22 protein-coding genes and 2 pseudogenes are annotated in these 25,730 nt (G+C 67.5%); 11 read left to right on the top strand and 13 right to left on the bottom strand.

All coding sequences use genetic code 11. The features are described 5' to 3' along the window. Positions 1-14: 14 nt before the first annotated feature. Positions 15-431: an IS200/IS605 family transposase gene (gene tnpA, locus OG734_RS10670; protein ID WP_330287256.1), complete on the bottom strand. Its 417-nt coding sequence runs from the start codon at positions 429-431 to the stop codon at positions 15-17. A gap of 25 nt (positions 432-456) precedes the next feature. On the opposite strand from tnpA, the gene OG734_RS10665 reads away from it, so the two are divergent. Further along, positions 457-1,680, top strand: coding sequence for an RNA-guided endonuclease InsQ/TnpB family protein (locus OG734_RS10665; protein WP_330287255.1), 1,224 nt, complete (start codon positions 457-459; stop codon positions 1,678-1,680). 51 nt (positions 1,681-1,731) lie between these two features. Next, positions 1,732-2,082 (top strand): annotated as a pseudogene (locus OG734_RS10660) (formyltransferase family protein); the annotation flags it as partial. An 89-nt stretch (positions 2,083-2,171) separates the two neighbouring features. Here the strand turns inward: OG734_RS10660 and OG734_RS10655 are convergent. The 4 genes from OG734_RS10655 to OG734_RS10640 all read right to left on the bottom strand — a co-directional run bounded on the left by OG734_RS10655 (position 2,172) and on the right by OG734_RS10640 (position 6,270). After that, positions 2,172-2,585, bottom strand: a complete 414-nt coding sequence (locus tag OG734_RS10655; RefSeq protein ID WP_330287254.1) for a hypothetical protein — start codon at positions 2,583-2,585, stop codon at positions 2,172-2,174. Between the two features lie 251 nt (positions 2,586-2,836). Next, positions 2,837-3,940: a mandelate racemase/muconate lactonizing enzyme family protein gene (locus OG734_RS10650; protein ID WP_330287253.1), complete on the bottom strand. Its 1,104-nt coding sequence runs from the start codon at positions 3,938-3,940 to the stop codon at positions 2,837-2,839. 18 nt (positions 3,941-3,958) lie between these two features. Then, positions 3,959-5,053 carry an alcohol dehydrogenase family protein gene (locus tag OG734_RS10645; protein ID WP_330287252.1) on the bottom strand — a complete coding sequence of 365 codons (1,095 nt, stop codon included), beginning with the start codon at positions 5,051-5,053 and terminating at the stop codon, positions 3,959-3,961. 38 nt (positions 5,054-5,091) lie between these two features. Then, positions 5,092-6,270: a hybrid-cluster NAD(P)-dependent oxidoreductase gene (locus tag OG734_RS10640; protein WP_330287251.1), complete on the bottom strand. Its 1,179-nt coding sequence runs from the start codon at positions 6,268-6,270 to the stop codon at positions 5,092-5,094. Between the two features lie 472 nt (positions 6,271-6,742). Between OG734_RS10640 and OG734_RS10635 the strand changes: the two genes are divergently transcribed. The 8 genes from OG734_RS10635 (at position 6,743) to OG734_RS10600 (ending at position 16,759) form a co-directional block, all read left to right on the top strand. Beyond that, positions 6,743-8,053: an aromatic ring-hydroxylating oxygenase subunit alpha gene (locus OG734_RS10635; protein WP_330287250.1), complete on the top strand. Its 1,311-nt coding sequence runs from the start codon at positions 6,743-6,745 to the stop codon at positions 8,051-8,053. An 86-nt stretch (positions 8,054-8,139) separates the two neighbouring features. Continuing rightward, the gene (locus tag OG734_RS10630; protein WP_330287249.1) at positions 8,140-9,402 is read left to right on the top strand and encodes a quaternary amine ABC transporter ATP-binding protein; all 1,263 of its coding nucleotides are present in this window, start codon (positions 8,140-8,142) and stop codon (positions 9,400-9,402) included. After that, positions 9,399-10,376, top strand: coding sequence for an ABC transporter permease (locus OG734_RS10625; RefSeq protein WP_330287248.1), 978 nt, complete (start codon positions 9,399-9,401; stop codon positions 10,374-10,376). The genes OG734_RS10630 and OG734_RS10625 overlap by 4 nt, the downstream gene beginning before the upstream one ends. Positions 10,377-10,442: 66 nt before the next feature. Then, entirely contained in the window at positions 10,443-11,324 is an 882-nt protein-coding gene (locus OG734_RS10620) for a glycine betaine ABC transporter substrate-binding protein (protein WP_330287247.1), read from the top strand. Between the two features lie 171 nt (positions 11,325-11,495). Further along, a complete protein-coding gene (gene fdhA, locus OG734_RS10615; protein ID WP_330287246.1) occupies positions 11,496-12,710 on the top strand; it encodes a formaldehyde dehydrogenase, glutathione-independent in 1,215 nt (404 codons plus the stop codon). An 86-nt stretch (positions 12,711-12,796) separates the two neighbouring features. After that, entirely contained in the window at positions 12,797-14,179 is a 1,383-nt protein-coding gene (locus tag OG734_RS10610; protein WP_330287245.1) for an FAD-dependent oxidoreductase, read from the top strand. Between the two features lie 94 nt (positions 14,180-14,273). Continuing rightward, positions 14,274-15,188, top strand: coding sequence for a 4-hydroxy-tetrahydrodipicolinate synthase (dapA, locus tag OG734_RS10605; protein WP_330287244.1), 915 nt, complete (start codon positions 14,274-14,276; stop codon positions 15,186-15,188). 68 nt (positions 15,189-15,256) lie between these two features. Beyond that, complete coding sequence (locus OG734_RS10600; protein ID WP_330287243.1) at positions 15,257-16,759, top strand: aldehyde dehydrogenase family protein; 1,503 nt, start codon at positions 15,257-15,259, stop codon at positions 16,757-16,759. A gap of 252 nt (positions 16,760-17,011) precedes the next feature. On the opposite strand, the gene OG734_RS10595 is transcribed toward OG734_RS10600, so the two are convergent. From OG734_RS10595 to OG734_RS10560, 8 genes and pseudogenes are all read right to left on the bottom strand, one after another. Next, positions 17,012-17,797 (bottom strand): IclR family transcriptional regulator, encoded by a 786-nt coding sequence (locus OG734_RS10595; protein WP_330287242.1) that lies wholly within the window; start codon positions 17,795-17,797, stop codon positions 17,012-17,014. Between the two features lie 951 nt (positions 17,798-18,748). Beyond that, positions 18,749-19,834 carry an aldo/keto reductase gene (locus OG734_RS10590; RefSeq protein WP_330287241.1) on the bottom strand — a complete coding sequence of 362 codons (1,086 nt, stop codon included), beginning with the start codon at positions 19,832-19,834 and terminating at the stop codon, positions 18,749-18,751. A gap of 139 nt (positions 19,835-19,973) precedes the next feature. Further along, positions 19,974-20,969 carry an SMP-30/gluconolactonase/LRE family protein gene (locus OG734_RS10585; RefSeq protein WP_330287240.1) on the bottom strand — a complete coding sequence of 332 codons (996 nt, stop codon included), beginning with the start codon at positions 20,967-20,969 and terminating at the stop codon, positions 19,974-19,976. 141 nt (positions 20,970-21,110) lie between these two features. After that, positions 21,111-21,335, bottom strand: a pseudogene (locus OG734_RS10580) (aldo/keto reductase); the annotation flags it as partial. After that, positions 21,287-21,535, bottom strand: coding sequence for an aldo/keto reductase (locus tag OG734_RS10575; RefSeq protein WP_330287239.1), 249 nt, complete (start codon positions 21,533-21,535; stop codon positions 21,287-21,289). The pseudogene OG734_RS10580 and the gene OG734_RS10575, both read right to left, overlap by 49 nt. Positions 21,536-21,793: 258 nt before the next feature. Continuing rightward, positions 21,794-23,047, bottom strand: coding sequence for an MFS transporter (locus OG734_RS10570; protein WP_330287238.1), 1,254 nt, complete (start codon positions 23,045-23,047; stop codon positions 21,794-21,796). Between the two features lie 404 nt (positions 23,048-23,451). After that, complete coding sequence (locus OG734_RS10565; RefSeq protein ID WP_330287237.1) at positions 23,452-24,330, bottom strand: helix-turn-helix transcriptional regulator; 879 nt, start codon at positions 24,328-24,330, stop codon at positions 23,452-23,454. A gap of 130 nt (positions 24,331-24,460) precedes the next feature. Next, complete coding sequence (locus OG734_RS10560; RefSeq protein WP_330287236.1) at positions 24,461-24,736, bottom strand: hypothetical protein; 276 nt, start codon at positions 24,734-24,736, stop codon at positions 24,461-24,463. Between the two features lie 248 nt (positions 24,737-24,984). Between OG734_RS10560 and OG734_RS10555 the strand changes: the two genes are divergently transcribed. Next, positions 24,985-25,695, top strand: a complete 711-nt coding sequence (locus tag OG734_RS10555; protein WP_330287235.1) for an SDR family oxidoreductase — start codon at positions 24,985-24,987, stop codon at positions 25,693-25,695. Positions 25,696-25,730: the final 35 nt, after the last annotated feature.

The following is a 25,730-nucleotide window of genomic DNA, read 5'->3' as shown; positions in this document are numbered from 1 at the left end:
GGGCCGGGTGATGCTCACGAGGGCCGGTTCTGCTGTTCGATGTACTGCCTGACCGCGGTGAGTGGGGCGCCGGCGACGGTGCCGGCGAAGTAGGAACCGGACCAGAGCTTGTTGGCCCGCCAGTAGTGGCGTACCAGGTCGGGGAACTCCTGGCGCAGACGGCGGGAGGAGACTCCTTTGAGTGAGTTGACGAGTTTGGTGACGGCGACCTTGGGCGGGAAGTTCACCAGGAGGTGGACGTGGTTGTCCTCGCCGTTGAACTCCACCAGCTCGCACGCGAAGTCCGTACACACCGACCGCATGATCTCCTCCATCCGCGCCAGATGAACATCCGTGAACACGTTGTGCCGGAACTTGGTCACGAAGACCAAGTGCACATGCATCACGAAAACACAGTGCCGGCCAGTTCTGATCTTCCGCGTCTCGCCCATAACCCAAGTATGTAGCGTGACGGTCATGCAGCTTCGGTACGCCTTCAGGTTGTACCCGGACTCCGGCCAGCAAACGGCACTGGCGAAGGCGTTCGGGTGCGCCCGCGTCGTGTTCAACGACGCGGTGCGCGCCCGCGAGGACGCTCGCACAGCGGGCGAGGCGTTCCCGACGGCCGGTGAACTCTCCAGGAAGCTGGTCACCGAGGCGAAGCAGACCGACGCGCGGTCGTGGCTGGGCGAGGTGTCCGCCGTCGTGCTCCAGCAGTCCCTGCGCGATGTGGAGGCTGCCTACAAGAACTTCTTCGCCTCCCTCAAAGGAGCCCGTAAGGGTCCGAAGACGGGTGCGCCCCGGTTCAAATCCCGCAAGGACAACCGGCAGTCGATCCGGTTCACCGCCAATGCCCGCTGGAAGATCACCGGCAGTGGGCGGCTGAACCTGCCGAAGATCGGGGCGGTGAAGGTGAAGTGGTCACGCACTCTGCCCACTACCCCGACCTCGGTCACCGTGATCAAGGACGCGGCCGGTCGGTACTTCGCCTCCTTCGTCATCGACAGCGACCCGCACGCCGACGCCGCCGCGATGCCCGCCACCGACCACACGATCGGCATCGACCTGGGCCTGACCCACTTCGCGGTCCTCTCCGACGGCACGAAGATCGACAGTCCCCGGTTTCTGCGTCGCGCGGAGAAGAAACTGAAGCAAGCCCAGCGGGAGCTGTCCCGCAAGCAGAAGGGATCCAGGAACCGGGAGAAGGCCCGCCTGAAGGTCGCCCGCGCCCACGCACAGGTTGCCGACGCACGCCGGGAGTTCCACCACCAGCTCTCCACCAAGCTGATCCGCGAGAACCAAGCGATCGGTGTGGAGGACCTGGCGGTCAACGGACTCGCGCGCACCAGGCTCGCCAAGAGCGTGCACGACGCGGGCTGGTCACACTTCGTGCACATGCTGGAGTACAAGGCACTCCGGTACGGCCGGACCCTGGTGAAGATCGGCCGGTTCGAGCCGACCTCCCAGACCTGCTCGGCCTGCGGTGTCAAAGACGGACCCAAGCCCCTGAACGTCAGGGAATGGAGCTGCACCGCCTGCGGCACCCTCCACGACCGCGACCACAACGCCGCGATCAACGTCAAGACGGCCGCCGGACTGGCGGTCACAGCCTGCGGAGCGCCGGTAAGACCAGGACTCGTCCCGGCACAGCGCGAAGAAACAGGAAGCCACGGATTCCCGCCCGAAACCTGTGCCGCGTAGCGGCACAGCTACGGATGAGAAGGCCAGAATCCCCGGGCTTCAGCCCGAGGAGCAAGTCAAATGCAGGTGCTCTCCGACGACGACCTGTGCACCCGACTGGCCGGCCGCATGATCAACATCCACCACTCGTTCCTGCCCAGCTTCAAGGGCGCCAAGCCCTACCACCAGGCACACGAGCGGGGCGTCAAGCTCGTCGGCGCCACAGCCCACTACGTCACCACCGACCTCGACGAGGGCCCGATCATCACCCAGGAGGTCATCGACGTCGACCACAGTCACACCCCCGACGACCTGGCCGCCATCGGCCGTGACGCGGAGTCGGCGGCCCTGGCTCGAGCAGTCCGGTGGCACTGCGAAGGCCGGGTGTTCGTCCAGGGCAGGCGCACGGTGGTCCTGCGCTGACGGCACGGACGCAGGGTGGTGTCCGGCACGCCGGAATCCGCCGGCGATCCGGCGCCGACACCGTCACCGGCAGCCCGTTCTGCCAGGCGTCACCGTCGGCCCGGCACCGGTGAGGGTGTCGTTTCCTGCTCTACCTGGGCCTCGCCCCCCTCGTGATCGTCGGAGTCGTCGGGGCGACCTTCCTGCGCACTTCTGGACGCAGTTGAGTCTTTATCAAGCCTCATCCATGTGAACGGATCTGATTGTGGCGTCCACGTGCCGCACCAGGCGCGGAGGCCGTCGCGGAGTGCGGTCGTCGATGCCGCGAAGCCGGGCACGTTCTCGTGGGTGAGCAGCGGATTGTTCGCCAGGAGAACCTCGACCTCGTCGAGCCATGACGCGTCGGTGGGAACGAGATGCCGGTGGAAACGTGGATGACGCCGCACCCATGTCTCGACCGTGCCCCGGGCGGGGCTGTCGGGCTCGCCCCCGACGAGAAGGTGCACTTCCGAGCCCGCGGTCACCCGCCGGTCGAGACTCTCCAGGAAAGCGCCCAGAGACGCGCCCGGGCCGGTCGAATCGTGCGTGTCCGGTGTGTCCGGTCCGCCTCGGCTTCACCGTCGGGGACATCTGGGCCTGAGCCCTGAGCCCGGTCCGGACGAGCGGGGCCCCACCACTGGGTCACGGTCACCAGGCTCGTGCTGTCTGACGACGGCCGTGGAGTGGTCAGCCGGACGGGGTCCCCACCAGGCGGTCCACCTGACCCTCCGCTCAGCTACGCGAAGGATGCGACAGGCTTGCCGAAGACGCCCTCGTCGGGAACGACGCCGAGACCGGGGCCGGTCGGTACCTGAACATGGCCGTCTACGACCCGGACCGGATTGTCCGAGTCGTAGTGGACGTCCATGAAAGGTTCGGCGAGCCATACGCCTTCGAGCAGCCGCGGCTGCACCGTCGCGCCGATGTGAACGCATGCGGCAGCGATGATGTCCCCTCCCCATGAGTCATCACACGTATGAGGCATGGAACGTGACTCGCAGAGGTCTCGGACGGTCGCGATACCTCCCAGACCGCCGAATCGGGTGACCTTGAGTCCGAATCCGTCGCACACTCCGAGCGAGATCGCCCGGAGCACGTCATTCAGACTCTCGGTGTTCTCATCGAGGTAGATCCCGTGGTGCAGTTGCCCGCGAATCGCGGCGATCTCCTCCATCGTGTTGCAGGGCTGCTCGAAGACGAAGGGGATGTCGGCGCATTCCCGGCCGATGCGAAGCACGTCGCGTGTGTTCAGCGCCCGGTTGGCGTCGACGGAAAGGCGGGTGCAACCCGTCGCTTCCCACACCTTGCGGATCGTCTCGATATCGAGTTCGACCGGTCGCCCGCCCACCTTGATCTGAAGACGCGGATAGCCCTCGGCGATCCTTTCCACGGCGGTGCGGGCAACTTCATCCGGCTCGCCGACGGGCAGTGCGTAATAGGAGTTCACGCGCTCGCTCGCCGCGCCGCCCAGCATGTCGCACACCCGTATGCCGTGGGCCTTGCCGATCAGGTCGTGCATCGCGATGTCGATCGCGGCCTTCGCGTAGTTGTGCCCGTGGAGGAGCGCTGCCATCGCGCGGCGTATCTCCAGTGGACCCGTCACCGTTCTGCCGATCAGACCAGGCGCCATCTGGTTGAGTGCGGCCCGGGCACCCAGGGCGTGCTCCTGCGCGTAGGTCGGGCCGACCGGGCACACTTCCCCCCAGCCGGAGATTCCCGTGTCGGACACGACTTCGACAATCGTCGAGTCCAAGGTCGTATAGGCGCCTTCGGACATCCGGTAGACCTTGCCGCTCAACGGCAGGTCCATTTGATACACGTGAATCTCGGCGATGCGCATTCTTACCTTCTTTCGCTTTCACGCCGTCGGGGCCGGCGGGATGAGCACCAGCTTTCCGAGGTGGCGTTTCGTGAGGAAATCTTCCTGCGCTTGAGCGATGGCTTCCAGGGGGTAAGTGCGGGAGACAACCGGTCGCACTTCCTCGCGTTCGACGTACTTGATCACGTTCTCGAACACTTCGTCCTCTTGGAACGTGCAGCCGAACACCGTGAGGTCTTTTAGGTACAGCGTGCGCAGATCGATCTCCGCGACAGGCCCTCCGATGGCGCCCGCTACGGCGTAGCGGCCGCCGGGGCGCAGCAGGTCCAGCAGGCTCGGTACCTGAGGGCCACCGACGAGATCGATCACCACGTCGACGGAGCCGCCGCCAAGGGCGCTGATCAGATCGGCGCCCCGGTCAACGGTCCGGTCGGCGCCCTGCGCCATGACATCGGCGGCCTTCGTTGCCGAGCACACCGCGATGACGGTCGCGCCCCGGCGTTTGGCGAGTTGTACGGCGGCGAGCCCCACTCCGCCCGAGGCGCCGGTCACGAGCACACGCTCCGCCCCTACCGCGGCCCGGTGCAGCATGTTCTCCGCGGTGGAGTAGGCACATGGCACGGCCGCGAGTTCCTCGTCGCTCCAGTCGCTGTGAACGGCGTACGTCTCCGCGGCGGGAGCAACCGTGAACTGTGCGAATCCGCCGTCGCATTCGCTGCCGAAGGTCCAGCATGCGAAGGGCTGGTAGTCGACGGGTGTGCGCAGCATGTTCCGTACGAGGACTCGTTCGCCGATGCGATCGCGTGAAACTCCCTCGCCCACGTCGGCGATGCGGCCGCAGACGTCCGCACCCTGGATGCGGGGGAATTCAAGGGCTTTGCCGGTCCACGTCGCGTCCGCGTCGTCGACGGCGTCGAAACCCGCTGATCCCCCTTCGCCTGTCCCAGAGGTGATCGCTTTCGAATACCAGCCGATACGGGTGTTCACGTCCGTGTTGTTGATCCCTGCGGCGGCGACCTGGATGAGCACCTCGCCCTTCTTGGGGCGGGGAACGGCGACGTCCGTCCGGTACTCGAGTTTCTCCAGTCCGCCATGACCGGTGAGGAGGACGGCTGCCATCGTCTTCGGCAACAAGTTTTTGCCCTTCGGCTTCGTCAACTCACAGCCTGCTGTCATGCGTCGATACAGACGTTACTCAGGGGCTTGGAGCAGCAGATCAGGATCTTGTTCTGGGCGACTTCGCGGGGACGGATCCCCCCGTTGTGCTGCATGTCGACCTCTCCGGAGAGCATGGTTGTCTTGCAGGTCCCGCACATTCCCTGGGTGCACGAGGCCGGAGGCCTGAGACCGGCCGCGTAGGCGGCGTCGAGGAGGGTTCCGTCCGCGGCGCAGGTGACGGTGCGGCCACTGCGGACGAACTCGACGCTGTAGGTGATGGGTGCGCCGGGTGGCGTCGCGGCTCCGTCGCCCTCGGCGGCGCCATCGACAGGAGGGGGAACGTCGGAGGCTGGGAGGTTCTCGAAGGAGAAGCTCTCCTCGTGGTAGCCGCGCATGTCGTAGCCGACTTCCCCGAGGATGCCCCGGATCGACGCCATGTAGCCGGCGGGCCCGCAGGTGTAGGTCTCGCGTTCGTCGAGATCGGGTGCGAGTGCCTGGAGTATGGGCGCCGAAAGGCGGCCGCGCAGCCCCATCCACCGTTCCGACGGGTAGTCGTCCTCACACACATTGACGACCCGGATGTTCGGCATGACAGCGGCCATGGCTTCCAGCTCGCGGCGGAAGATGATATCCGCGGGCGTGCGGGCGCTGTGTACGAAGAGGACGTCCGCATCCGAGCCGAGGTCGTACATGGTCCGCGTCATCGACATGAGCGGAGTGATGCCGCTGCCGGCGGACAGGAACAGGTACTTCGGCGCCGACGGGTTCGCCAGCGTGAAGCCGCCCAATGGAGCCTGGGCGGTGATGCGTGCGCCGGGGACCATGTGGTCGTGCAGCCAGTTGGAGACCGGGCCACCGGGGACGCGCTTGACCGTGATCGAGATCAGGTGCGGGCGGGTCGGCGGTGACGAGATGGTGTAGCAGCGAGTGAACGCCGCCCCGTCGATCTCGAGCTGGAGCGTGATGAACTGCCCCGGGTCGAAGCTGAACGTGCGATGGCTGTCGGCCTCGAAGTGGAAGCTCTTGACGTCATGGGTGATCTCGAGGACCTTGCGGCACACCAGGACCGCCTGCTCCTCCTCGCCCCAGCAGTCCGGAGCCCAGGGCGGGGGCATCAGACCGAAATCCGCCTGGGCCCCGAACAGGTCACCTGCGGTGACGACGGTGTCCGGGCCAGTTGCTGCGACCACCACTTGAACCTCCAGTAGCACGGTGGGCACCGATTGGTGACTCGAAGCCGAACCCGCTGCGTCAGGTGAGCAGCGCCTCGGTCAGGTAAAGCGTCAAGTTCTGCGCGCCTGGACTCAGGTGCCTCCATCGGGCAACTCTGTACCGCATAGCGCAACGATCGTGGTATGCGAGACAAGAGTGGGTCTGCCGGTCCTCGGTTGTCAACAGGCCTCGTCGGGTCGCCCGGGGGTCCTTGAGTGAGGGTGCCGCCGCTTGTTCGTCAACCGGATCGCCGCCGCCGTGAGCCGGGTCGGCAGGTGAAACCGCCAGGTAATCAAGCCTTTACCGAGCGGGCGGCAATCCATCGAAACCGCCAGGACGGAGCCCTTGACAGGTTATGGGGTCACTCCTAGCCTCGGTTCGCACAGTGCGATTGTCCCACTCTGCGAAACAGGGACGCGTCGTGAATTCTTGATCATGAGTGGGAGATGTCCCGTGAACTTCTCGTCCGGCAATCCGGCATCGGCCCCTGACATCGCTGAGATGGTCGCGCGCCGAGCGGTCGGCTACAGCCTCGAGGCGCCCTTCTACACCAGCCAAGAGGTGTACGACCTCGACCTGGACGCCATATTCGGCAAGCACTGGCTGTTTGCCTGCACGGAGGCGGAGCTGGCCGAGCCGGGCGATTACGTCACCCTGGACATCGGGCGGCAGTCGATCATCATCGTGCGGGACGACGACGAGACCGTTCGAGCCCTGCGCAACGTCTGCAGACATCGCGGATCCCGGATCCTGCAGGACGCGTGTGGTTCTGTGGGCAACCTGGTCTGCCCGTACCACCAGTGGACCTACCGCACAGACGGCAGCCTGATCCATGCCGAGGGCCAGGACCCCGCGCTCGACCGTAAGCAGTTCGGCCTCAAGCCCGTCAGTGTGCGCACCGTGGCCGGCCTGGTCATGGTGTGCCTCTCCGATGAGCCTCCCGCAGACATCGACGAGGTGGCCGCGGTCATCGAGCCCTACCTGGCGCCCTACCGGCTCCAGGACGCGAAGGTCGCGCACCAGATCGACCTGATCGAGGAGGGCAACTGGAAGCTGGTGGTGGAGAACAACCGCGAGTGCCAGCACTGCGATGCCGGTCACCCCGAGTTGCTCACCGCCTACTTCCCCGTCGGCCTCTACGCAGGGGGCGACTACCCCCCGCGGATGCGTGCCGTTCTCGAGCGTTACCAGGCCGCCGAGGCTCGTCTGCACTCCGCCTGCGCGGCGACCGGCATGCCGATCGGCACGCATCGCGAGCTCGACGGCCGGCCCACCGGATACCAGATCACCCACCTGCCGCTCGACGGCGCCGGCGTCTCCTTCGGAGAGGCGGGGGCGCAGGTCAGCCGCAAGCTGATGGGTGAGATCTCGGCCCCCGAGTTCGGTGACATGTCACTGCACATGCAGCCCAACTCCTGGTTCCACATGCTCAGCGACCACGCCGTCGTCTTCCGGGCCGTGCCTGTCGCTCCGGACAAGACCCTGGTGCGCACCACCTGGCTCGTGCACGCCGACGCCGTCGAAGGTGTCGACTACGACGTCGAGTCGTTGATCGCCGTGTGGCGTGCCACGAACGATCAGGACCGGGCGTTCGTCGATCTGGTCCAGCGCGGTGCGAGTGACCCGGGATACGAGCCCGGCCCCTATGCGGGAGTCGAGGGTGACGTCGAAGCGTTCGACAATTGGTACATAGAGCGCCTACGTGAGCATCTCGGCATCAAAGATGCTTACCAGGACCAGCTCACTCAGGTCTCAGAGCAGTGATCATCCACAGAGCACTCGAAGCTTCGAGCCCCGTGATCTTCACGTGTCTGTGAACCGAGTACGCACCACCGTGACGGGAGTCCGGCATGAACGCGATTGTGGCCCGTGAGACATACAAGGTCTTCGGTAAACGCCCAGACCGTGGCGTCGCACGTCTACGCGAAGGGGCGACGCGCGAGGAGCTTCGTAAGGACGGCATCACCGCAGCGGTGATCGACGCGTCCTTCGAGGTGCGCGAAGGCGAGATCTTCGTCGTCATGGGACTGTCCGGCTCGGGCAAGTCGACGCTGATCCGCATGGTGAACGGGCTGTTGGAGCCGACGGCGGGCGAGCTGCTCGTCTACGGCGAAGACGTCGTCACGATGAACGACCAGCAGCTGCGACGCATGCGCCGCGAGAAGGTCAGCATGGTCTTCCAGCACTTCGCGCTGTTTCCGCACCGCACCGTGGGTGAGAACGCCGCGTACGGCTTGGAGATCCAGGGAATCGGCAGGGACGAGCGCGAGCGCAGCGCCAAGGAAGCACTGCGCCTGGTGGGACTGAAGGGCTGGGAAGAATCACTTCCGGGACAACTGTCCGGAGGTATGCGGCAACGCGTCGGCCTTGCGCGCGCACTGGCGACAGGCACCAACATCCTGCTGATGGACGAGGCGTTCAGCGCCTTGGACCCCCTGATCAAGCGCGAGATGCAGGACCAACTGATCGAGCTCCAGCACAAGCTGGGCAAGACCATCCTCTTCATCACGCACGATCTGAACGAGGCCATGCGCCTCGGGGACAGAATCGCGATGATGCGCGACGGGAAGATCGTTCAGATCGGCACCGCGGAGCAGATTCTCAACGACCCGGCCGACGACTTCGTCGCCCAGTTCGTGCTGGATGTCGACCGAACGCGAGTGCTGACCGCCGGCGCCGTCATGACGCCACCGGTGGCCCTCGTCGGGTCCGAGCTCGGACCCCGGGCCGTCCAGAAGCTGATGCGTGACCATCAGGCCGCGCGTCTCTTCGTGGTCGACCGGAACAAGAAGCTGTGCGGTGCCGTCGACGAAGAGGCGGTCGTCAAAGCCGTACAGGGCGGGGCGAAGACCCTCGACGGCGTCCTCGACGACCAGGTGGTCAGTGTGTCCGTGCATGCCCACCTCTCCGAACTGCTGGCGGTGAGCGCCGACACACCCAAGGCACTGGCCGTCGTCGACGACGACGGTCGAGTGGAGGGAGTGCTCGCCAGAGTCACGCTGCTCCACGCTCTGGGGCAACGCGGCGCCGCACCTCAGGCCAGTAACGGCCAGGCCTCCGCACAGCAGGAACTCCCATCCGAGCACGTCCGTACGGAGGTGAGTGCGCGATGACCGTGCTGTCACTGATCGATGTCCCCAAGATCCCCGTCGGGGACGCGCTCCAGGACTTCTTCGACTGGCTCACCAAGAATCTGGGTGGCTTCTTCGACGCGGTGAGCAATGTCATCGGCTCCGCTGTCGACGGACTCATCAGTGCGCTCGAAGCTCCGGACCCCGTGATCCTGGCGCTGGTCTTCGCCCTCGTCGGGTTGCTGACGAAGGGGTGGAAGTTCGCTGTCGTCTCCCTGCTCGGGTTGATGCTCATCATCAGCATGGAGCAGTGGGAGGCCGCGATGCAGACGCTGGCGCTCGTGCTGGTCGCCACCCTGGTCGCGGTTCTGATCGCCATCCCCACCGGGGTGCTCGTGGCGCGCAAGCGGTGGGCGAGTGCGGCGTTCAGGCCGGTCATGGACCTGATGCAGACGATGCCCGCATTCGTGTGGCTCGTGCCGGTCGTCACCCTGTTCGGCATCGGTGTCGTCCCGGGTGTCGTCGCGACGATCATCTTCGCCCTGCCGCCGGGCGTCCGACTCACGGAGCTGGGCATCCGGAACGTGGACCCGGAGGTCGTCGAGGCGGCCAACGCGTTCGGTTCCACGCCTCGGCAGACCCTGTTCGGCGTACAACTGCCGCTGGCACTCCCGACGATCATGGCGGGCGTCAACCAGGTCATCATGCTCTCCCTCTCGATGGCGGTCATCTCCGGTCTGGTCGGAGCCGAAGGACTTGGCGGGCAGGTGACAACCGCCATCTCGACGCTGGACCTCGGTCTCGGCTTCGAGGCAGGGCTCTCGGTGGTGATCCTGGCCATCTATCTGGACCGGGTCACAGCCTCCGTCGGACAGGGCATGGGCGGCGGGAGGCGCGGCTTCTGGCTTCGCAAGCCACGACCGTCCGCTCCCGAAGAAGAGGCTTCCACTCTCGACGGAGGTGAGAAGGAATCACCCGCAGCGGCGGAAATCGGGGCAGCCAAGATCGGCGGATAGGCCACTGCGGCCGTCCGGTACGTGAGAGGAACAAGAATTATGGCGAAGCGATGTAGAGCGGTTTCGATGCGGCTGGGTATCGCCGTGTCAGTGCTCGCCCTGGCGGCGGCCGGCTGTGCGGGCAGCAGCGGCTCCGGTGGCGACGGCAAGACCATCACGATGGGCGTGATCCCGGGATGGACCGACGAAACGAGCACGGCGTATCTGCTCAAGAACGTCCTGGAAAAGCATGGCTACACGGTAAAGATCACCAAGCTCAGTGACAACGCCCCGATGTACACCGCGCTTGCGAAGGGGGACATCGACCTCCTTTCCTCCGCCTGGCCGGAGCGTACGCACAAGTCCTACATGGACAAGTACGGCGACAAGATCGAGGACGTCGGCACCTATTACGACAACGCGGGGCTCTTTCTCGCGGTGCCCACGTACTCGGACATCAAGTCCATCGCCGATCTGCCCGGCCATGCGAAGGAATTCGACGGCAAGGTCACCGGAATCGAGCCGGGCGCCGGTCTGACGAAGGCGACGAAGGACGACGTCTTCCCCGCCTACGGGCTCGACAGCAAATTCAAGCTGGTGACTTCCTCGACGACCGCGATGCTCACGGAGCTGAAGAAGGCCACGGGGGAGAAGGACCCCATCGTGGTGACGTTGTGGAAGCCGTTCTGGGCCAATCAGGCCTTCCCGGTGCGGCCCCTCGAGGACCCGAAGGGAGCGTTCGGCAAGCCGGAAGGCCTGCACAGCCTCGCGCGCGACGGATTCTCCAAGGACTTCCCGGACGTCGCCGACATGATCAAGAACTTCAAGCTGTCCGACGCGCAGTACGGCAGCTTGGAGGACGCCGTGGTCAACAAGTTCGGCCAGGGCAAGGAAGCGCAGGCCGTTCAGGCGTGGCTCAAGGAGAACCCGGACTACGCGCCCTCCCTGGAGAAGTACCTGAAGAAGTGACGCGGCTGCCCCGGTACGGCATTTGCCTCGCCATGAGGGCCATGAGGCAGAGCGCCGTACCGAGGCCCGACCGTTCCACCGACCGGGCGGGACTCACCTGACGAAGCCCGCCACACACCCGTGAATCGTGCATCGCGCTCCACATCCAGGAGCAGGACGGAGTCACCTCACATGGCAGGCAACAAGGTCGTCGTCTACCAGGGGCCCGGCAAGGTCGGGGTCGAGGAGATCGACTATCCCAAGCTCGAACTCCCCGACGACGTGGTGAACGGTCTGGGCATCAAGAAGGCGGCGCCGCATGCCGTCGTACTGAAACTCGTCACCACCAACATCTGCGGCAGTGACCAGCACATGGTCCGTGGCCGTACGACGGCTCCCATAGGCCAGACGCTGGGCCACGAGATCACCGGCGAAGTGGTCGAGGTGGGTGACGACGTCCTCTTCGTCAAGGAGGGCGACATCTGCTCGGTGCCGTTCAACATCGCCTGCGGACGCTGTCGGATGTGCGACGAGGGCAAGACCGGTATCTGTCTGAACGTCAACCCGGCCCGCGCCGGCGCGGCGTACGGCTACGTCGACATGGGCGGCTGGCTGGGCGGCCAGGCGGAGTACGTCATGGTGCCGTTCGCCGACTTCAACCTGCTGAAGTTTCCCGACCGCGACGCCGCGTTGGCCAAGATCCTCGACCTGACGATGCTGTCCGACATCTTCCCGACCGGCTACCACGGCGCCCACACCGCCGGTGTCACCACCGGCTCCACCGTGTACGTCGCGGGCGCCGGACCCGTCGGTCTCGCCGCGGCGTACTCCGCGCAGCTGCTGGGCGCCTCGGTCGTCATCGTCGGTGACATGAACGCCGAACGCCTCGCCCAGGCCCGGAGCTTCGGCTGCGAGACCGTCGACCTCGGCACCGGCAACGACCTGGCCGACATGATCGCGGAGATCCTGGGCGAGCCGGAGGTCGACGCCGCCGTCGACGCGGTCGGCTTCGAGGCCCGCGGACACGGGGCGGGGGCAGGCGAGGCTCCGGCGACGGTACTCAACGACATGATGACCGTCGCTCGCGCCGGCGCGTCCCTCGGCATCCCCGGGCTCTACGTCACGGGCGACCCCGGTGCGGTCGACGACGCGGCCAAGGTAGGGCAGATCGGCGTACGCCTGGGCCTCGGCTGGGCCAAGTCGCACGTGCTTACCACCGGCCAGTGCCCAGTCAAGCGCTACAACCGGCAACTGATGAACCTGATCCTCGCCGACAAGGCGCACATCGCCAAGGCGGTCAACGCCGTCACGATCGGACTCGGCGAGGCGCCGCAGGGCTACCAGGAGTTCGACCAGGGCGCGGCGAAGAAGTACGTCATCGATCCGCACGGGATGGTGGCCGCCTGACTCCCGTTCATCCGGCGGCCGTACAGCCGTCGTAGGGAAGGCCGTCCCCCTGCACACACCACTGAGCAACACCTACGCAAAGGCACATGGAGGACACAGTGAAGGACGTGGTGATCGTCGGGGGCGGCCTCGCCGGACTGGCGGCGGCGTGGAGACTGCGCCACCGCGACATCCTGTTGATCGAGGCCGGCGACCGGGTCGGCGGCAGGATCCGCTCCGAGGCCCGTGGCCCCTACTGGCTGAACTGGGGTGGCCACGTCTACGACGGCGGTCCCGCGTCGGCCACCCAGCGCCTGCTGAAGGACACAGGGTTCACGTCAAGGCCGGTGCCGGGGAACCTGACGGGCCTCAGCATGAACGGCCGACTGCTGCTCAGCGGTCGCGTGGAGACCTTCCCCTTCCGGGTCCCCATGTCGTGGGGTGACCGGGCGAGTCTGATCCGGGTGGGAGCGAAGGTCCGGCTGGCCGTGGCGCGCTACGCCCGGCTCGTCAAACGCCGGCCGGGCGAGGACGAGGCCACCCGCCAACAGCGGGTCTACGACTTCATGAACGACCGTTCCTTCGCCGACTTCATCGGCACGCTCCCCGAGGACGCCGAGGCGCTCTTCAAGCCCACGGTGACCAGATCCTCCGCGGAGATGCACCAGATCTCCGCCGGGGCCGGCATCGGGTACTTCAACCTGGTCTGGAACATCGGCGCGGGACTGTCGCACAGCATCGACGGGGGACCCTCTACCCTGCTGGAGGGCATCGCCGACACATTGGGCGACCGGGTGCAACTCGGCGCCGCCGCCGAGGAAGTCGTGAGCAAGGGCCAGTCCGTCGTGGTGCGATACCGCCAGAACGGCGTCGAACACGAGGTCGAGGCTCAGAGCGTCATCCTCGCCACGACCGCGAGCGTGAGCCACCGCATCGGTGTCGACCTCGACGAAGACCTCCGCCAGGCACTCTCCCAGGTCAAGTACGGCCCATTCGTGAGCGCGGCCTTCCTCACCGACGAGACCGAACGCCAGAAGTGGGACGGCACCTATGCGATAGCCACCCCCAAGCGGTCGTTCAACGTGGTGCTCAACATGTCCAACAACGTGCACGGCCACACGCAGGAACGGCAGCCGGGCAGCAGCTTCATGACCTTCTCTCCGGCCGGTCTCGCCCGCCAACTGCTGGAGCAGGACGACGAGACCATCCTCCGGACCTACATCGACGATCTCGACCAGGTGCTGCCCGGCTTCGCCTCGCACGTCGCCGAGGCGGAGGTGGCACGGTGGCCCGAGGCCTCGCCCTACTGCTTCCCCGGTCGCGGCCGGCTCCAGTCGACCCTCACCAGGCCCAACGGTCGAGTGATGCTGGCGGGGGACTACCTCGGCACCCAGTACACGGAGACCTCGGTGCATACCGCCTTCGCGGCCGCCCAGGCCGCGGAGAACCTCCTGGACGCCGCCGACCGGCCCCAGCGCCGAGTCGCGTAGACGCCGCCGGACCTGACGCTTGCGTAGGTTCCCCGCTCTCCTCCCCTTCCCCTTCCTCCCACATCTCCGACTTCACACCGAAGGTGCTTCCACGATGTCCTCACCCCTGCGCGGCGTCCTGTCCGCCCTCCTCACCCCCTTCGACGACAACGACTCGGTCGACGAGGCGACCCTGCGACGAGTCGTCGACCGCAACATCGACGGCGGCGTCCACGGCGTCGTGGCCTGCGGCTCGACCGGGGAGTTCACGACTCTCAGCAACGCCGAGCGCCGCCTCGTCGTGGAGACCGTGATCGACCAGACAGCGGGCCGGGTGCCCGTGGTGGCGCAGACAGGCGCCCAGTCCACCAGGGAGGCCATCGAGCTCTCCCGCCACGCGGAGCAGGCGGGGGCGTCTGTGCTGATGGTGGTGGCGCCGTACTACGAGCCGCTCACGATCGAGGAGACCAAGCGCTACCTCACGACCGTCGCCGAGTCGGTGAGCATCCCGATCATGCTCTACAACCTCCCGGTCGCCACCGGCGTCAACATGACGCCCGACCTGGTCGCCGACCTCGCCCGCGAGGTCGAGAACATCCAGTACATCAAGGACACCTCCGCCGACGTCGCCCAGGCCGGGCAGCTGATCCACCACCACCGGGACGTCGTCTCGACCTTTGTCGGCTGGGACTCCCTGCTGCTCGCCGCGCTCTCCGAGGGCGCCGCCGGAGTGATGGCCGGAACCGCCAATGTCATAGCGGCCCAACTGGTCTCGATCCACGCCGCCATGAGCGAGGGCGACCTGCACTGGGCACGGGCCGAGTGGGGGCAGGTCTACCCGCTGATCGACGCGATCATGGCGGCGCCCTTCGCCCCCGCGGTCAAGACGGCACTCGCCGCGACGGGCTTCGCGATCGGCGGCTCACGGCCGCCTGTCGCTCCCCTCGACCCCGAGGTGGCCGCGGCCATCTCGAAGCTGGCGGCGCCTTTCTCGGTATCGACGCTGAGCCAGGACGCCGCAGCCGTCTGACCTGCTCACCCGCGCGGCGGTCATGGCCGGCCGCGTGCACAGCCCCCACAACCACCGAAGGAGTGGACATGTCCACCGAGGACCCGACCACCGGCGTACGGCGTGCGCAGGCGGCCACCAAGTTCGATCCGGCGGACCTGCCGCCGGCCGGGCATGTCATAGACGGCGCCTTTCGCGAGGCCCCGACCGCCGAGCTGCTCGACATCGTCGATCCAGCCTCCGAGGAGGTGATCGCCCGGGTCGCGCTGGGCACCGGGTCGGACGTCGACCTCGCGGTCGCCGCAGCGGTCAAGGCCAAGGCATCCTGGGCGCGTCTCGTGCCCAAGGCACGCTCGGAGATCCTGCACTCCATCGCCGACCGCCTCGCGGACAACCACGACGTGCTGGTCCGGCTGGAGTCCGCCAACACCGGCAAGCCGATCTCGGTGGCCCGCGACGACGTCGCCGGAACCATCGACACCTTCCGGTTCATGGCCGGCGCGCTGCGCGCGACCACGTCGATGGCGGCCGGCGACTACGCCGAATCCCACCTCTCGGTGATCCTGCGCGAACCACTCGGCGTCGTCGGCGTCGTCACCCCGTGGAACTACCCCCTCCTGATGGCGGCGTGGAAGATCGCCCCGATCCTGGCCGCGGGCAACACCCTCGTGATCAAGCCCTCGGAGCAGACACCCCTGACCACGCTCAAGTTCGCCGAACTGGTCGCCGACCTGCTCCCCGCGGGTGTGCTCAACGTCGTGACGGGACTCGGTCCCGTCGTCGGTTCCGCCCTTGCCTCGCACGCCGACATCGACATGATCGCGCTGACCGGATCGGTCGGCAGCGGGCGTGCCGTCGCACGTGCCGCCGCGGAGACTCTCAAGCGAGTTCACCTCGAACTCGGCGGCAAGGCCCCGGTCGTGGTCTTCGAGGACGCGGACCTGGACCTGGTGGCGACCTCGCTGCGCGTCGCCAGTTTCTACAACGGGGGCCAGGAATGCGGTGCCGCCTGCCGTGTACTGGTTCACGAGTCGGTCGCCTCCGACCTCGTCGACCGCCTGGTGGCACAGGTACGCGAACTGAATGTCGGTGAGCCGGGCGCGGGCGACGACATCGAGGTCGGTCCGCTCGTGTCCAAGGCGCACTACGGCCGGGTGCTCGCCCACCTCGACCGGGCGTTGGCCGAGGGAGCGCGCGCCGCCGTGGGTGGAGGCGCCTTCGACGGCACGGGCTACTTCGTCCAGCCGACCGTGCTCGTCGACGTTCCCGTCGACGCCGCGTGCACCCGGGAGGAGATTTTCGGGCCGGTGGTGACGGTCGAGACGTTCTCCACGGAGGACGAGGCCGTCCTGCGCGCCAACAACGTGCCGCTCGGCCTGTCCGCGTCGGTCTGGACGAGCGACGCCCGCCGCAGCCACGACGTGGCCGCCCGGCTCGACTCCGGCACGGTCTGGGTCAACTCCCACCTCGTGCTCGCCAACGAGGTGCCCTGGGGAGGCTTCAAGGGCTCTGGGTACGGGCGCGACCTGTCGATCTACGCGCTCGACGACTACTCGCGTACCAAGCACGTCATGCACTATCACGGCCGCTGATCTTCCGTAGTCACCAGTGCCAGGGTGACTACAGGCCTACGTGAACGCAGAGGCGCCCGGCAGTACTCCGCCGGGCGCCTCTGATGGCGGGTCTGCTGCCGAAGCGTGATGCCGTCGTGCATCCGGGGCCGCTGAGGCGGCGGCAGGAATGTTCCTCCTCTGCCGCCGGCGAGTCTGTGCGTCGCGTTTCCCGCGATCAGCGCTGATGCGCCGTACCCGCCAGGTGTTGTCCTCAGCCGCAGGCAGGGCGACTCAGCCGGCTTTCCGATACCCGTTTCGCTCAGAGATCTCCGCAGCAGCCGACAGCAGGCGTTCGACTATTTCCGGAATCGTGTCCTCGTTGATGCGGAACGCGGGACCGGAGACCACCAGGGTGGCGGCAACCTGACCGTCGTGCGCTCGAATCGGCGCCGCGACGGCCGCGAGCCCGATCTCCTGTTCCTCGTCGACTCGGGCATAACCGAGTTTGCGCACGGTCTCCAGTTCGGTCGCCAAGACGCTCGGATCGACAATCGTGTGCGGGGTGAGGCGTTCCAGTTCCGCGTCGAGGTAGGTCTGCAGTTCGGTGCGGGGCATGTACGCGAGAAAGACCTTGCCGGCGGAAGTCGGGTGCAGCGGATGGCTCTGCCCGACCCGGTTCACGATGCTGAGCGAGTCCGAGCCGTTCACCTGGTCGATGGAGACAACTGTGCGGCCTTCGTGCACCGCGACGATGACGGTCTCTTTCAGCTCCTCCGCGAGGCGGTTGCACACGGTGCGACTGATCACGGTCAGATCGTGCTGCTTGCCTACGCCATCGGCCAGACGCTGGACGCCGTAGGCCAGCCGGTATCCACCTCGCGTGGAGGCTTGCTCCACCATCCCTCTGGCTTCCAGAGTCGCAATCAGCCGAGACACCGTTGACTTGTGCACGGAGATCTCATTGGCGATCTCTGTGACGCCGACGACACCACGCTGAGCAAGTACCTGCAGGATCGAGATCGCCCTGTCTACCGAATGGACCGAATTATCTCGTCCTTGCCTGCGCCCGTCGCTCACATGGGACAAGATACAGAGTCGTCCACTCCCTGAAGAAATCTGTCATATCAAATGAGTCGTTTTGGGGCTTTCTGATGCTTCTGGGGCTACGCCCACAAGCCGGGGCGCGTTCATCTAAATGGCCGCAGCCGTCGTCGCACCTGACGTTGCTGGTCGGGGAAGGCGCCAGTGCCGCAAGAGTGACAGCCCGGCCGGCGGAACCGGGCACGAACAGACCGATGCGTCCGTTGATCGCACAGCGACCTCGCCGCTCGATCTTGTCGTCAGCGTGCAGCGTCCTGATGTCGTAGCCGAAAACGGCGCGGCATGCGTAGTCAGGGTCTTGGACTCGGACACTTCGAGTTTGAGCTCGTCATTCAGGAATGTCCGCAACCGTGCCTTGATCTCCGCGGCTTCGTGCCGGGGACCGGTTTCCCGCGGCTGGGCCGGAGTGGTTTTTTTGTCGACTGCCCCACTCGACTACCCCGGCCGGGGCAACGCCGTAGCGGCGAGTGACACAACTGTGGGCGGGTAGCCGGAGCCCATTGCTGGACCCGGCCCCGCAGAACCGCACACTGCCCATGTAGGCCCGCAGGCTTCGCAGTTCAACAGACCTATACGGTCCGCCTGTCATCGCCTGCGTGATGCAGGCGATGACAGGCGGTGTGGACGAGGCGGTGGGTTTATCGCTCCTCCGCGGCGCCGGCAGACGAAGGGATGCTTGTGAAGCATCTCCTTCGCCCCCGCGAACCAGTTGATCCACTCGCGTGGGCTGTCCGGTTCGTTTACGGCTCCGACGATCAGCGCCTGCCTGCAGAGAGGACAGAGCCCCCTCTGCCGGGCCGTTCAGGCCAAGCTGACCTTGTCTATGGGCAGTGGCGCCTTGCCCGTACAGCGGCGGGGCGGCGTTGTCGCCGGGTTTCGGCCGACGCGATCCGCCCGTGAGTGCGTACGTGGACCCGTCCGGCGCGGCTATGCGTGACCGAGAGGTGTGTCGCTTCCGCCGGCGATGAGGTTCGCCTGGGCTTTGCTGCCGTGGAAGTCGCGCGAGCGCTGCGCGGTGCCGAAGCCGCCGTAGGGGTAACCGCCGTGCTGCGGTGCGCTGACGGTGTTGAGGATGGCGGTGGTGTCGGCGTCGAGGTGCAGTTCGGCCGCACCGAGATTCTCGGTGAGGTGGCTGAGGGTGCGGGCGCCGACGACGGGAGCGGCGACGGAGGGCTGGTCGGCTGCCCAGGCCAGGGCGACCTGGCTGGGCGTCGCGCCGGTCTCGCGGGCGATGCGGATGACTGCGTCGATGGTGTGCCAGTTGCGGTCGGAGGTGGCGTACTCGGCGGAGACCCACTGGTAGAGCTTGTCGTCGGAGCCGGCGCGGGTGTCGGGGGCGGGGGTGGTGCCGCGCTGGTACTTGCCGGTGAGGAAGCCGCCGGCGAGCGGGGACCAGGGCAGCAGGGAGACGTGGTTGTGCAGTGCGGCGGGGATGACCTCGTATTCACTCTCCCGGGAGAGCAGGCTGTACTGCTGCTGGAGCGTCACGGGCATGTGGGTGCCCATCTGCTGCGCGGTGGAGAGGGTGAGCTGGAGCTGCCAGCCGGTGAAGTTGGACAGCCCCACGTAGTTGATCTTCCCGGAGTGGACGGCGTCGTCGAGGAAGGACAGCGTCTCCTCGACCGGCGTCAGGGGGTCCCAGGCGTGGATCTGGTACAGGTCGACGTGGTCGCGTCCAAGGCGGCACAGGGAGGCGTCCAGTGATCGGCGCAGTTGTCGGCGTGTGGAGCCGAGGCTGTTGACGTCGGTGCCGGTGCCGTAGCGGCCCTTGGTGGCCAGGACGACGCGGTCGGTCACATCGCTGGGGCGGTCGGCGAACCAGCGGCCGATGATCTCTTCGCTGCTTCCGCCGCCGTAGACGTTGGAGGTGTCGACCAGGTTGCCGCCGGCCTCCACGAACGCGTCCAGGAGCGCGAACGCCTCGTCTTCCGGGGTCTGGACGCCGAAGTACATGGCGCCAAGCGCGATGCGGGAGACGGCGGTTCCTGTGTTGCCGAGCTTGCGGTACTCCATGGTGCTCCTTGTCGTTGTGCGGCTCACGCCGCGGTGGGGGAGAGCTGCGGCGGGCCCGGGACCACCTAGACGGTTCATGACACCGGCCGGAGGCGACGACTTCAGCCCGCTTGGCGGATGGTGGGGCTCGCGGGGCGGTTCAGTGGTGCCGGGGGTGCGTGGTGAGGGCGTCGAGGTTGATGGTTCCGCGCTGCAGTTTCGCGTCGTGGGGGGTGTTGAATCCGGCATTGGCGATGAACAGTTGATTGCCGCGTACGGCGGTGGTGGTGGGTGAGGCGAGGCCGTCGTCGACGGTCAGGGCGCTCTCGTGGGTGCCGTTCGGGTGCACGACGCTGACCCGGTCGGTCGGGTCGTTCTGGGCGGCGAAGACCGTGTCGGAGCGGTTGTTGAGGAAGGAGAAGTCGTCGAGGTCGGGGAGGTTGTCGGCGACCGTGCAGATGGGGCCTGGGGTTTCGTGGGCGGTGACGGGGATCCGCAGCAGCGTGCCCTGGTTGAAGTTGCTCACCCATACACCGCCCTGGTGGAAGCGGACGCCGTTCACGCCCAGCTTCAGTGATGCATTCGGGTCGGGTGCGAGCTCCGGGCCGGTCAGCCAGATCCGCGCCGCCCCGCCGGAGACGGGCACGGCCCAGACCGTGCCGTTCAGGCTGTCGGCGGCGTAGAGGGTGCGGCCGGCCTGATCGATGGCCAGGCCGTTGGGCAGGCCATCGGGGAGGACGGCCAGGCGCTGGGGACGGCCGTGCGGGGGCAGTTTCCAGGTCCCGTTCCGGGAGGCGTCGTCGGAGTCCACGTTGTAGTAGACGGTGCCGTCGTTGCCGCGGGTGTTGCCGGTGATCTGGTCGCCCAGGTGCCCGCCGACGAGGGTGGTGCGCTGCCCGGATGCGGTGATGCGCACGAGCTTGGGCGGCTTGTTCGCGGGGACGCCCAGCATGGACAGGGTCAGGGAGCCGTCCGGGTTGACGGTGATGTTCTCGGGTGAGTCGCCGGAGGCGAAGTCGAACGCGGTCGCGGTCTTCACCCGGGTGATGACCGGCTGCGTCCGGTCTCCTCCGGTGGCGGCGGACGCCGACGGGGTCGAGACGAGAACAGCCGCCAGAGCGGGGACGGCTGCGGCGTGAGCGAAGCGAATGCGCATGGTGTTGCCTCCTGTGGAAGCGGCTGGAGAACGACAATGCGGTGCCGTATGTCTCCGGTCCGAGCGGTGCCCCGGCCGGCCGTCTGGGGCCGGGGAAGGGATGGCGCGTGGGTGACTGCGGGAGCTAGGCGCGGCGCGGCATCAGGTGTCGAACCGCACCCCGCCGAGCCACGTGACCTTTTCGGGGTCGTGGTGGTCGAAGATGTGGCTGCGCCCGGTGTCCAGGCCAGCGATGCGTGCCATCTCGTCGGCGGTGAGCTGGAAGTCGAAGACGTCGAGGTTTGCTGCCATGCGTTCGGGCCGCACCGACTTCGGGATCACGACGATCTCGCGCTGGACGAGCCAGCGAAGGGCGATCTGGGCGACAGGATCTCACCCCAGGCCGTCTCGGCGGCCCCCTGTCCGTAGACATTGGCGGTGTCGAAGAAGTTGATTCCGGCGTCGAAGGCCGCTTCGGTGCAGGCACGGGTCGCGTCGGCCTCGATGCCGCCGGCGTAGGTAAGCCACGAGCCGAGGGAGATCTCCGAGACCTGAAGGTCCGAGCTGCCGAGTGTGCGGTACCGCATCGATGCTCCTTGCTGGTTCGGTGTTCGGTGAAAGTCCCCCGGTCAGCGGCGGCGGGCCGCCGGGTCCAGGGCGGGGTCGGCGAGGCTGTCGGCCGGGTCGATGACCGTGCCGGGCCGACGGGGCGGCGATGCAGTCCAGGACCACGTCGGCCGCGGGCAGTTGCGTCTCCAGACGCTGGAGCGTGCGCGGGCCGATGAGGACCGAGACGACCGCAGGATGGCCACCGGTCGGGGAAAGCCCGGCCTCCCCGTGCGGTGTCAGTTCTGCGCTGATTCCGGCTTGCGGTGGGAGGCGGCCAGCAGGCCCAGCGGCAGAAGGGCCGCGAGGGCGAAGGCGAAGCCGGTCAGCGACGGGCCTTTGAGGCCCAGGCTGGAGGTCAGGGCGATGCCGCCGAGCCAGGAGCCTGTGGCGATGCCGACCTGGAACGCGGACGTCGCCAGGGCCATGGGCAGGGACCGGCCGGCTCCGGCGATGCGCACGACCTCGCCGACCACGATGGGGTTGGTGGCGAAGCCGGCTCCGCCGAGCAGCACGACCAGGACCACGGCCACGACGCTGTTGGTCGCCCACAGGGTGATGGCGCCCAGGACCACGGCCGTGACCGCGGTGGCCGGGATGAGCGTGGTGTAGGGCCGGCGATCGCCGAGGCGTCCGCCGACCGTGGTGCCGGCCAGGGCGCCGATGCCGAAGCCGAGCATCGCCAGCGGCACCACGGCACTCGCGAGGTGGGCCCGCTCGGTCAGCAGCGGGGCGACGTAGCTGTAGGCACCCATGATGCCGGCCTGGATGAGCGCGATGGCCAGGTACACCAGCCACAGGCGCGGATGCTTGAGCGCGGCCGTCTCGGCGCGCAGAGATGTGTCGGCGCGTGTGGTGTCGGCCGGCAGCCGGCGGGCCACCACCACGGCGGCGGCCACGGCGAAAGCGGCGAGCATCCAGAAGGGGGCCTGCCAGCCACCCAGTTGACCGGCTGCCGTACCGAGCGGGACGCCGACGATGTTGGCGAGGGTGATGCCGCCGACCATCACGCCCGTGGCACGGGTGCTGGCGGCCGGTCCCGCAGCGGCGGTCGCCACCACCGCGCCCACGGCCCAGAAGGTGCCGTTGCCCAGCGCGGCGGCGACCCGGCCGACGAGCGCGAGCCCCAGGCTGGAGCTGAGCGCGCTGACGACGTGACCCGCGGCGAAGACCAGCAGCGCGGCGACCAGGGCCGAGCGACGCGGCAGACGCCGGGTCGCAATCGACATCACGGGCGCGCCGATCATCATGCCGACGGCGAAGGCGGTGATCAGCGTCCCGGCGCTGGAGACGCTGACACCGAGGGTGCCGGAAATCTCCGGCAGCAGGCCGGAGACGACGAACTCGCTGGTGCCCATGATGAAGGCGATGCCACCCAGCAGCCACACCACCGACGGCAGCTTGACCTTCCCGGCAGGCGCTGCCGTGCCGCCGTCACCCGTCAGGGATGCGGTGGCCGAGGGATCCGGCTTCGTGGACGAGGGGGAACTCACTGGCGATCCTTTCAAGAGAGCCGGCGCGGGCCCCGGTCGTCCGGAGGCGTTCCGGTGAAGCGGCATGCGCGCCGTAGGTGGTGCGGGCGGAGCACTTCTGGCCCCCGGCAATCCACGAAACCAGCAGCCGCGCCCCGCAGGCAGTCACGCTTGTGAGGGGTAACAGCAGGGACCCCCTCACGCCGAAATCGTGTGTGAGAACACCGCGAAAAGGGGCACCGAGCGGGCCGGCCACAGCACGCAGCGCGGGCAGCGGCAGTGGCCGCAGGGAACGCGCGGGCGCCGAGGCCGGACGAGCATGAGCGGAGGTGTGCTCGGCCCCGGCGGGCAGCCATGAGGCGCGGCGGGGGCGAGAGTTAAGACCGTGGGGAAGTCTGCAGGAGCAGGAGGGGCCGGGCCTGAGGTCAGTGCTCGGTGTCGGCCTCGGAGGCGGCCGCGTCCCGGTTCTGGCTCGCTGCCCAGCTGGCCAGCAGCTTCAGGGCGTCCGCGGCCGGGGTGTGGGGATCGGCGCTGTACACGGTGATGGACAGCCCCTCGTCGCCGGGCAGGGCCAGCGACTCGTGCACCAGCTCCATCTCGCCCACCGCCGGATGGTGGAACCGCTTGGTTCCCTCGGTGAAGACGTGCACGTCGTGCGCGCCCCACATGGTGCGGAACGCGTCGCTGCGGGTGGACAGCTCACCGATCAGGTTCGACAGCTCCCGGTCGTAGGGGTTCTTGGCGACCTCGACACGCAGCACCCCGACTCCGTCGCGGGCCACGCGTTCCCAGTCGGGGTAGAGCCGAGTGGCGCGGGGGTCGAGGAAGACGAACCGGCAGGTGTTGACCGGCTCCCCCTCGAACACGTCACTGAGCAAGGCGCGGGCGAGCGGATTGGCCGCCAGAATGTCCATGCGGTTGTTGCGCACGTACGCCGGCTGGTCGTGCAGGCCCTCGACGACGCGCAGCACACTGGGCCGCACGGTCGCCTTCTTCGGGCGGCGCCGGACCCGGGCCCCACTGGTGTTGGCCGCCCGGGCCAGGGCATAGAGGTGATCCCGCTCGATCTCGTCCAGCCGCAGGGCCCGGGCGAGGGCGTCCAGGACGCTGTCGGAGACCCCGGTGAGGTTGCCGCGCTCCAGACGCGTGTAGTACTCGACGCTCATCCCGGCCAGCATCGCCACCTCACCGCGGCGCAGCCCGGGCACCCGCCGCTGCCCGTACACCGGCATGCCCGCCTGCTCCGGCGTGATCTTGGCGCGGCGGGACTTGAGGAATGCGCTGACTTCGACCCGGTTGTCCATAGATCCCAGCGTAGGAAAACGAAGCGAAGGGTGGGGGTCCCTGTCATTACCCCTCACGGCACGGACTCCCACAACAGGGCCGGAGTCGACCTCGGGGCTTCGGCGCAGTCGGCGGGTGTCCGTTTCGTGATCACTTGAGGCCGAGCAGGGCAAGCAGGCGCTCCGCGTCGCGGGCGTTGTGTCGCAGAGCTGCGGCGATGGTGGTCGCGCCGGCCAGCCGCAGGGCGCCGATGGAGAGGTTGCGCCAAGTTGCCATCGCCCGGGGCGCGTTGCCGGTTCGCAGCTGTGGGGCGTCTTCGGCGAACGTGGTGTCTCTGACGTGGTGCAGGGCTTCGATCTGCCAATGATCACGGATCAGGGTCGCCAGCTGGGCGGGGTTGGCTGACTCCGCGGTGAGGTCACCCAATTCCGCCGGCTAGGAATCACCGGCCGGCTCTGAAGGCACCCGGCCCGACTCCGGGCCGGTGCTGCTGGTCGACCGCCGCCCGCCCGCGCGACGGCGCGGGGATCACCGTGAGCTAGCGGCGTATGTCTCCTCGCGGAGGTCGCACCCCGAAAGGACTTGCATCTGACGTTAGCGTGAGGTTCTAACGTGGCTGTTGTCGGGCCCATCAGGGCGCTCCCGGCGACGCATACCTACGTGAAGGACCCCACATGCACATCGCCAACTCTGTCGCTCTCGTCACCGGTGCGAGCCGCGGCCTCGGCCGCCACTTCGTCACCCAACTGCTGGAGCGGGGAGCGACGAAGGTGTATGCCACCGCGCGCAACCCCGAGAGTGTTGATCTGCCCGGGGCGGAGGTGCTTCGGCTCGACATCACTGACCCGGCCTCCGTCGCCGCCGTGGCGGAAGTCGCCTCGGACGTGACGCTGTTGGTCAACAACGCCGGGATCATCACTGTCAATGGCCTGGTCAGCGGCGATCTGGACCAGATCGAACTGGAGATGGACACCGCCTACTACGGCCCGCTGCGCATGATCCGGGCCTTCGCCCCGATTCTGAAGGCGGGTGGCGGCGGGGCGATCGTCAACGTTCTGTCGGTCGCGTCCTGGGTTCCTTCCGAGCACTGGGGTGCCTACAGTGCGGCCAAGGCCGCCGCGTGGAGCCTGACCAACAGCGTCCGCCTCGAACTCTCCTCACAGAACACCCTGGTAACCGGCCTGTATCTGGGACCCACCGACACCGACATGGCTAAAGGTCAGCCGTTCGAGAAGAACGATCCGGCCGACGTTGTCAGGGCCGCACTCGACGGGGTCGAGGCCAAGCAGTCCGAGGTCATCGCCGACGCGCTGTCCGCGCGGGCCAAGGTCAACCTGGCTCTGGACCCCGCCGTGGTCTATACACCGGCCGCGACCGCCGCCTGACATCAAGGGATCTCTCACCACGGCGCGACGGTCCG

Source organism: Streptomyces sp. NBC_00576, from assembly GCF_036345175.1.
Classification (GTDB): Bacteria; Actinomycetota; Actinomycetes; order Streptomycetales; family Streptomycetaceae; genus Streptomyces.
Note: the sequence above shows the minus strand (reverse complement) of the source record. Positions and strands in the feature narration are given on the sequence as shown.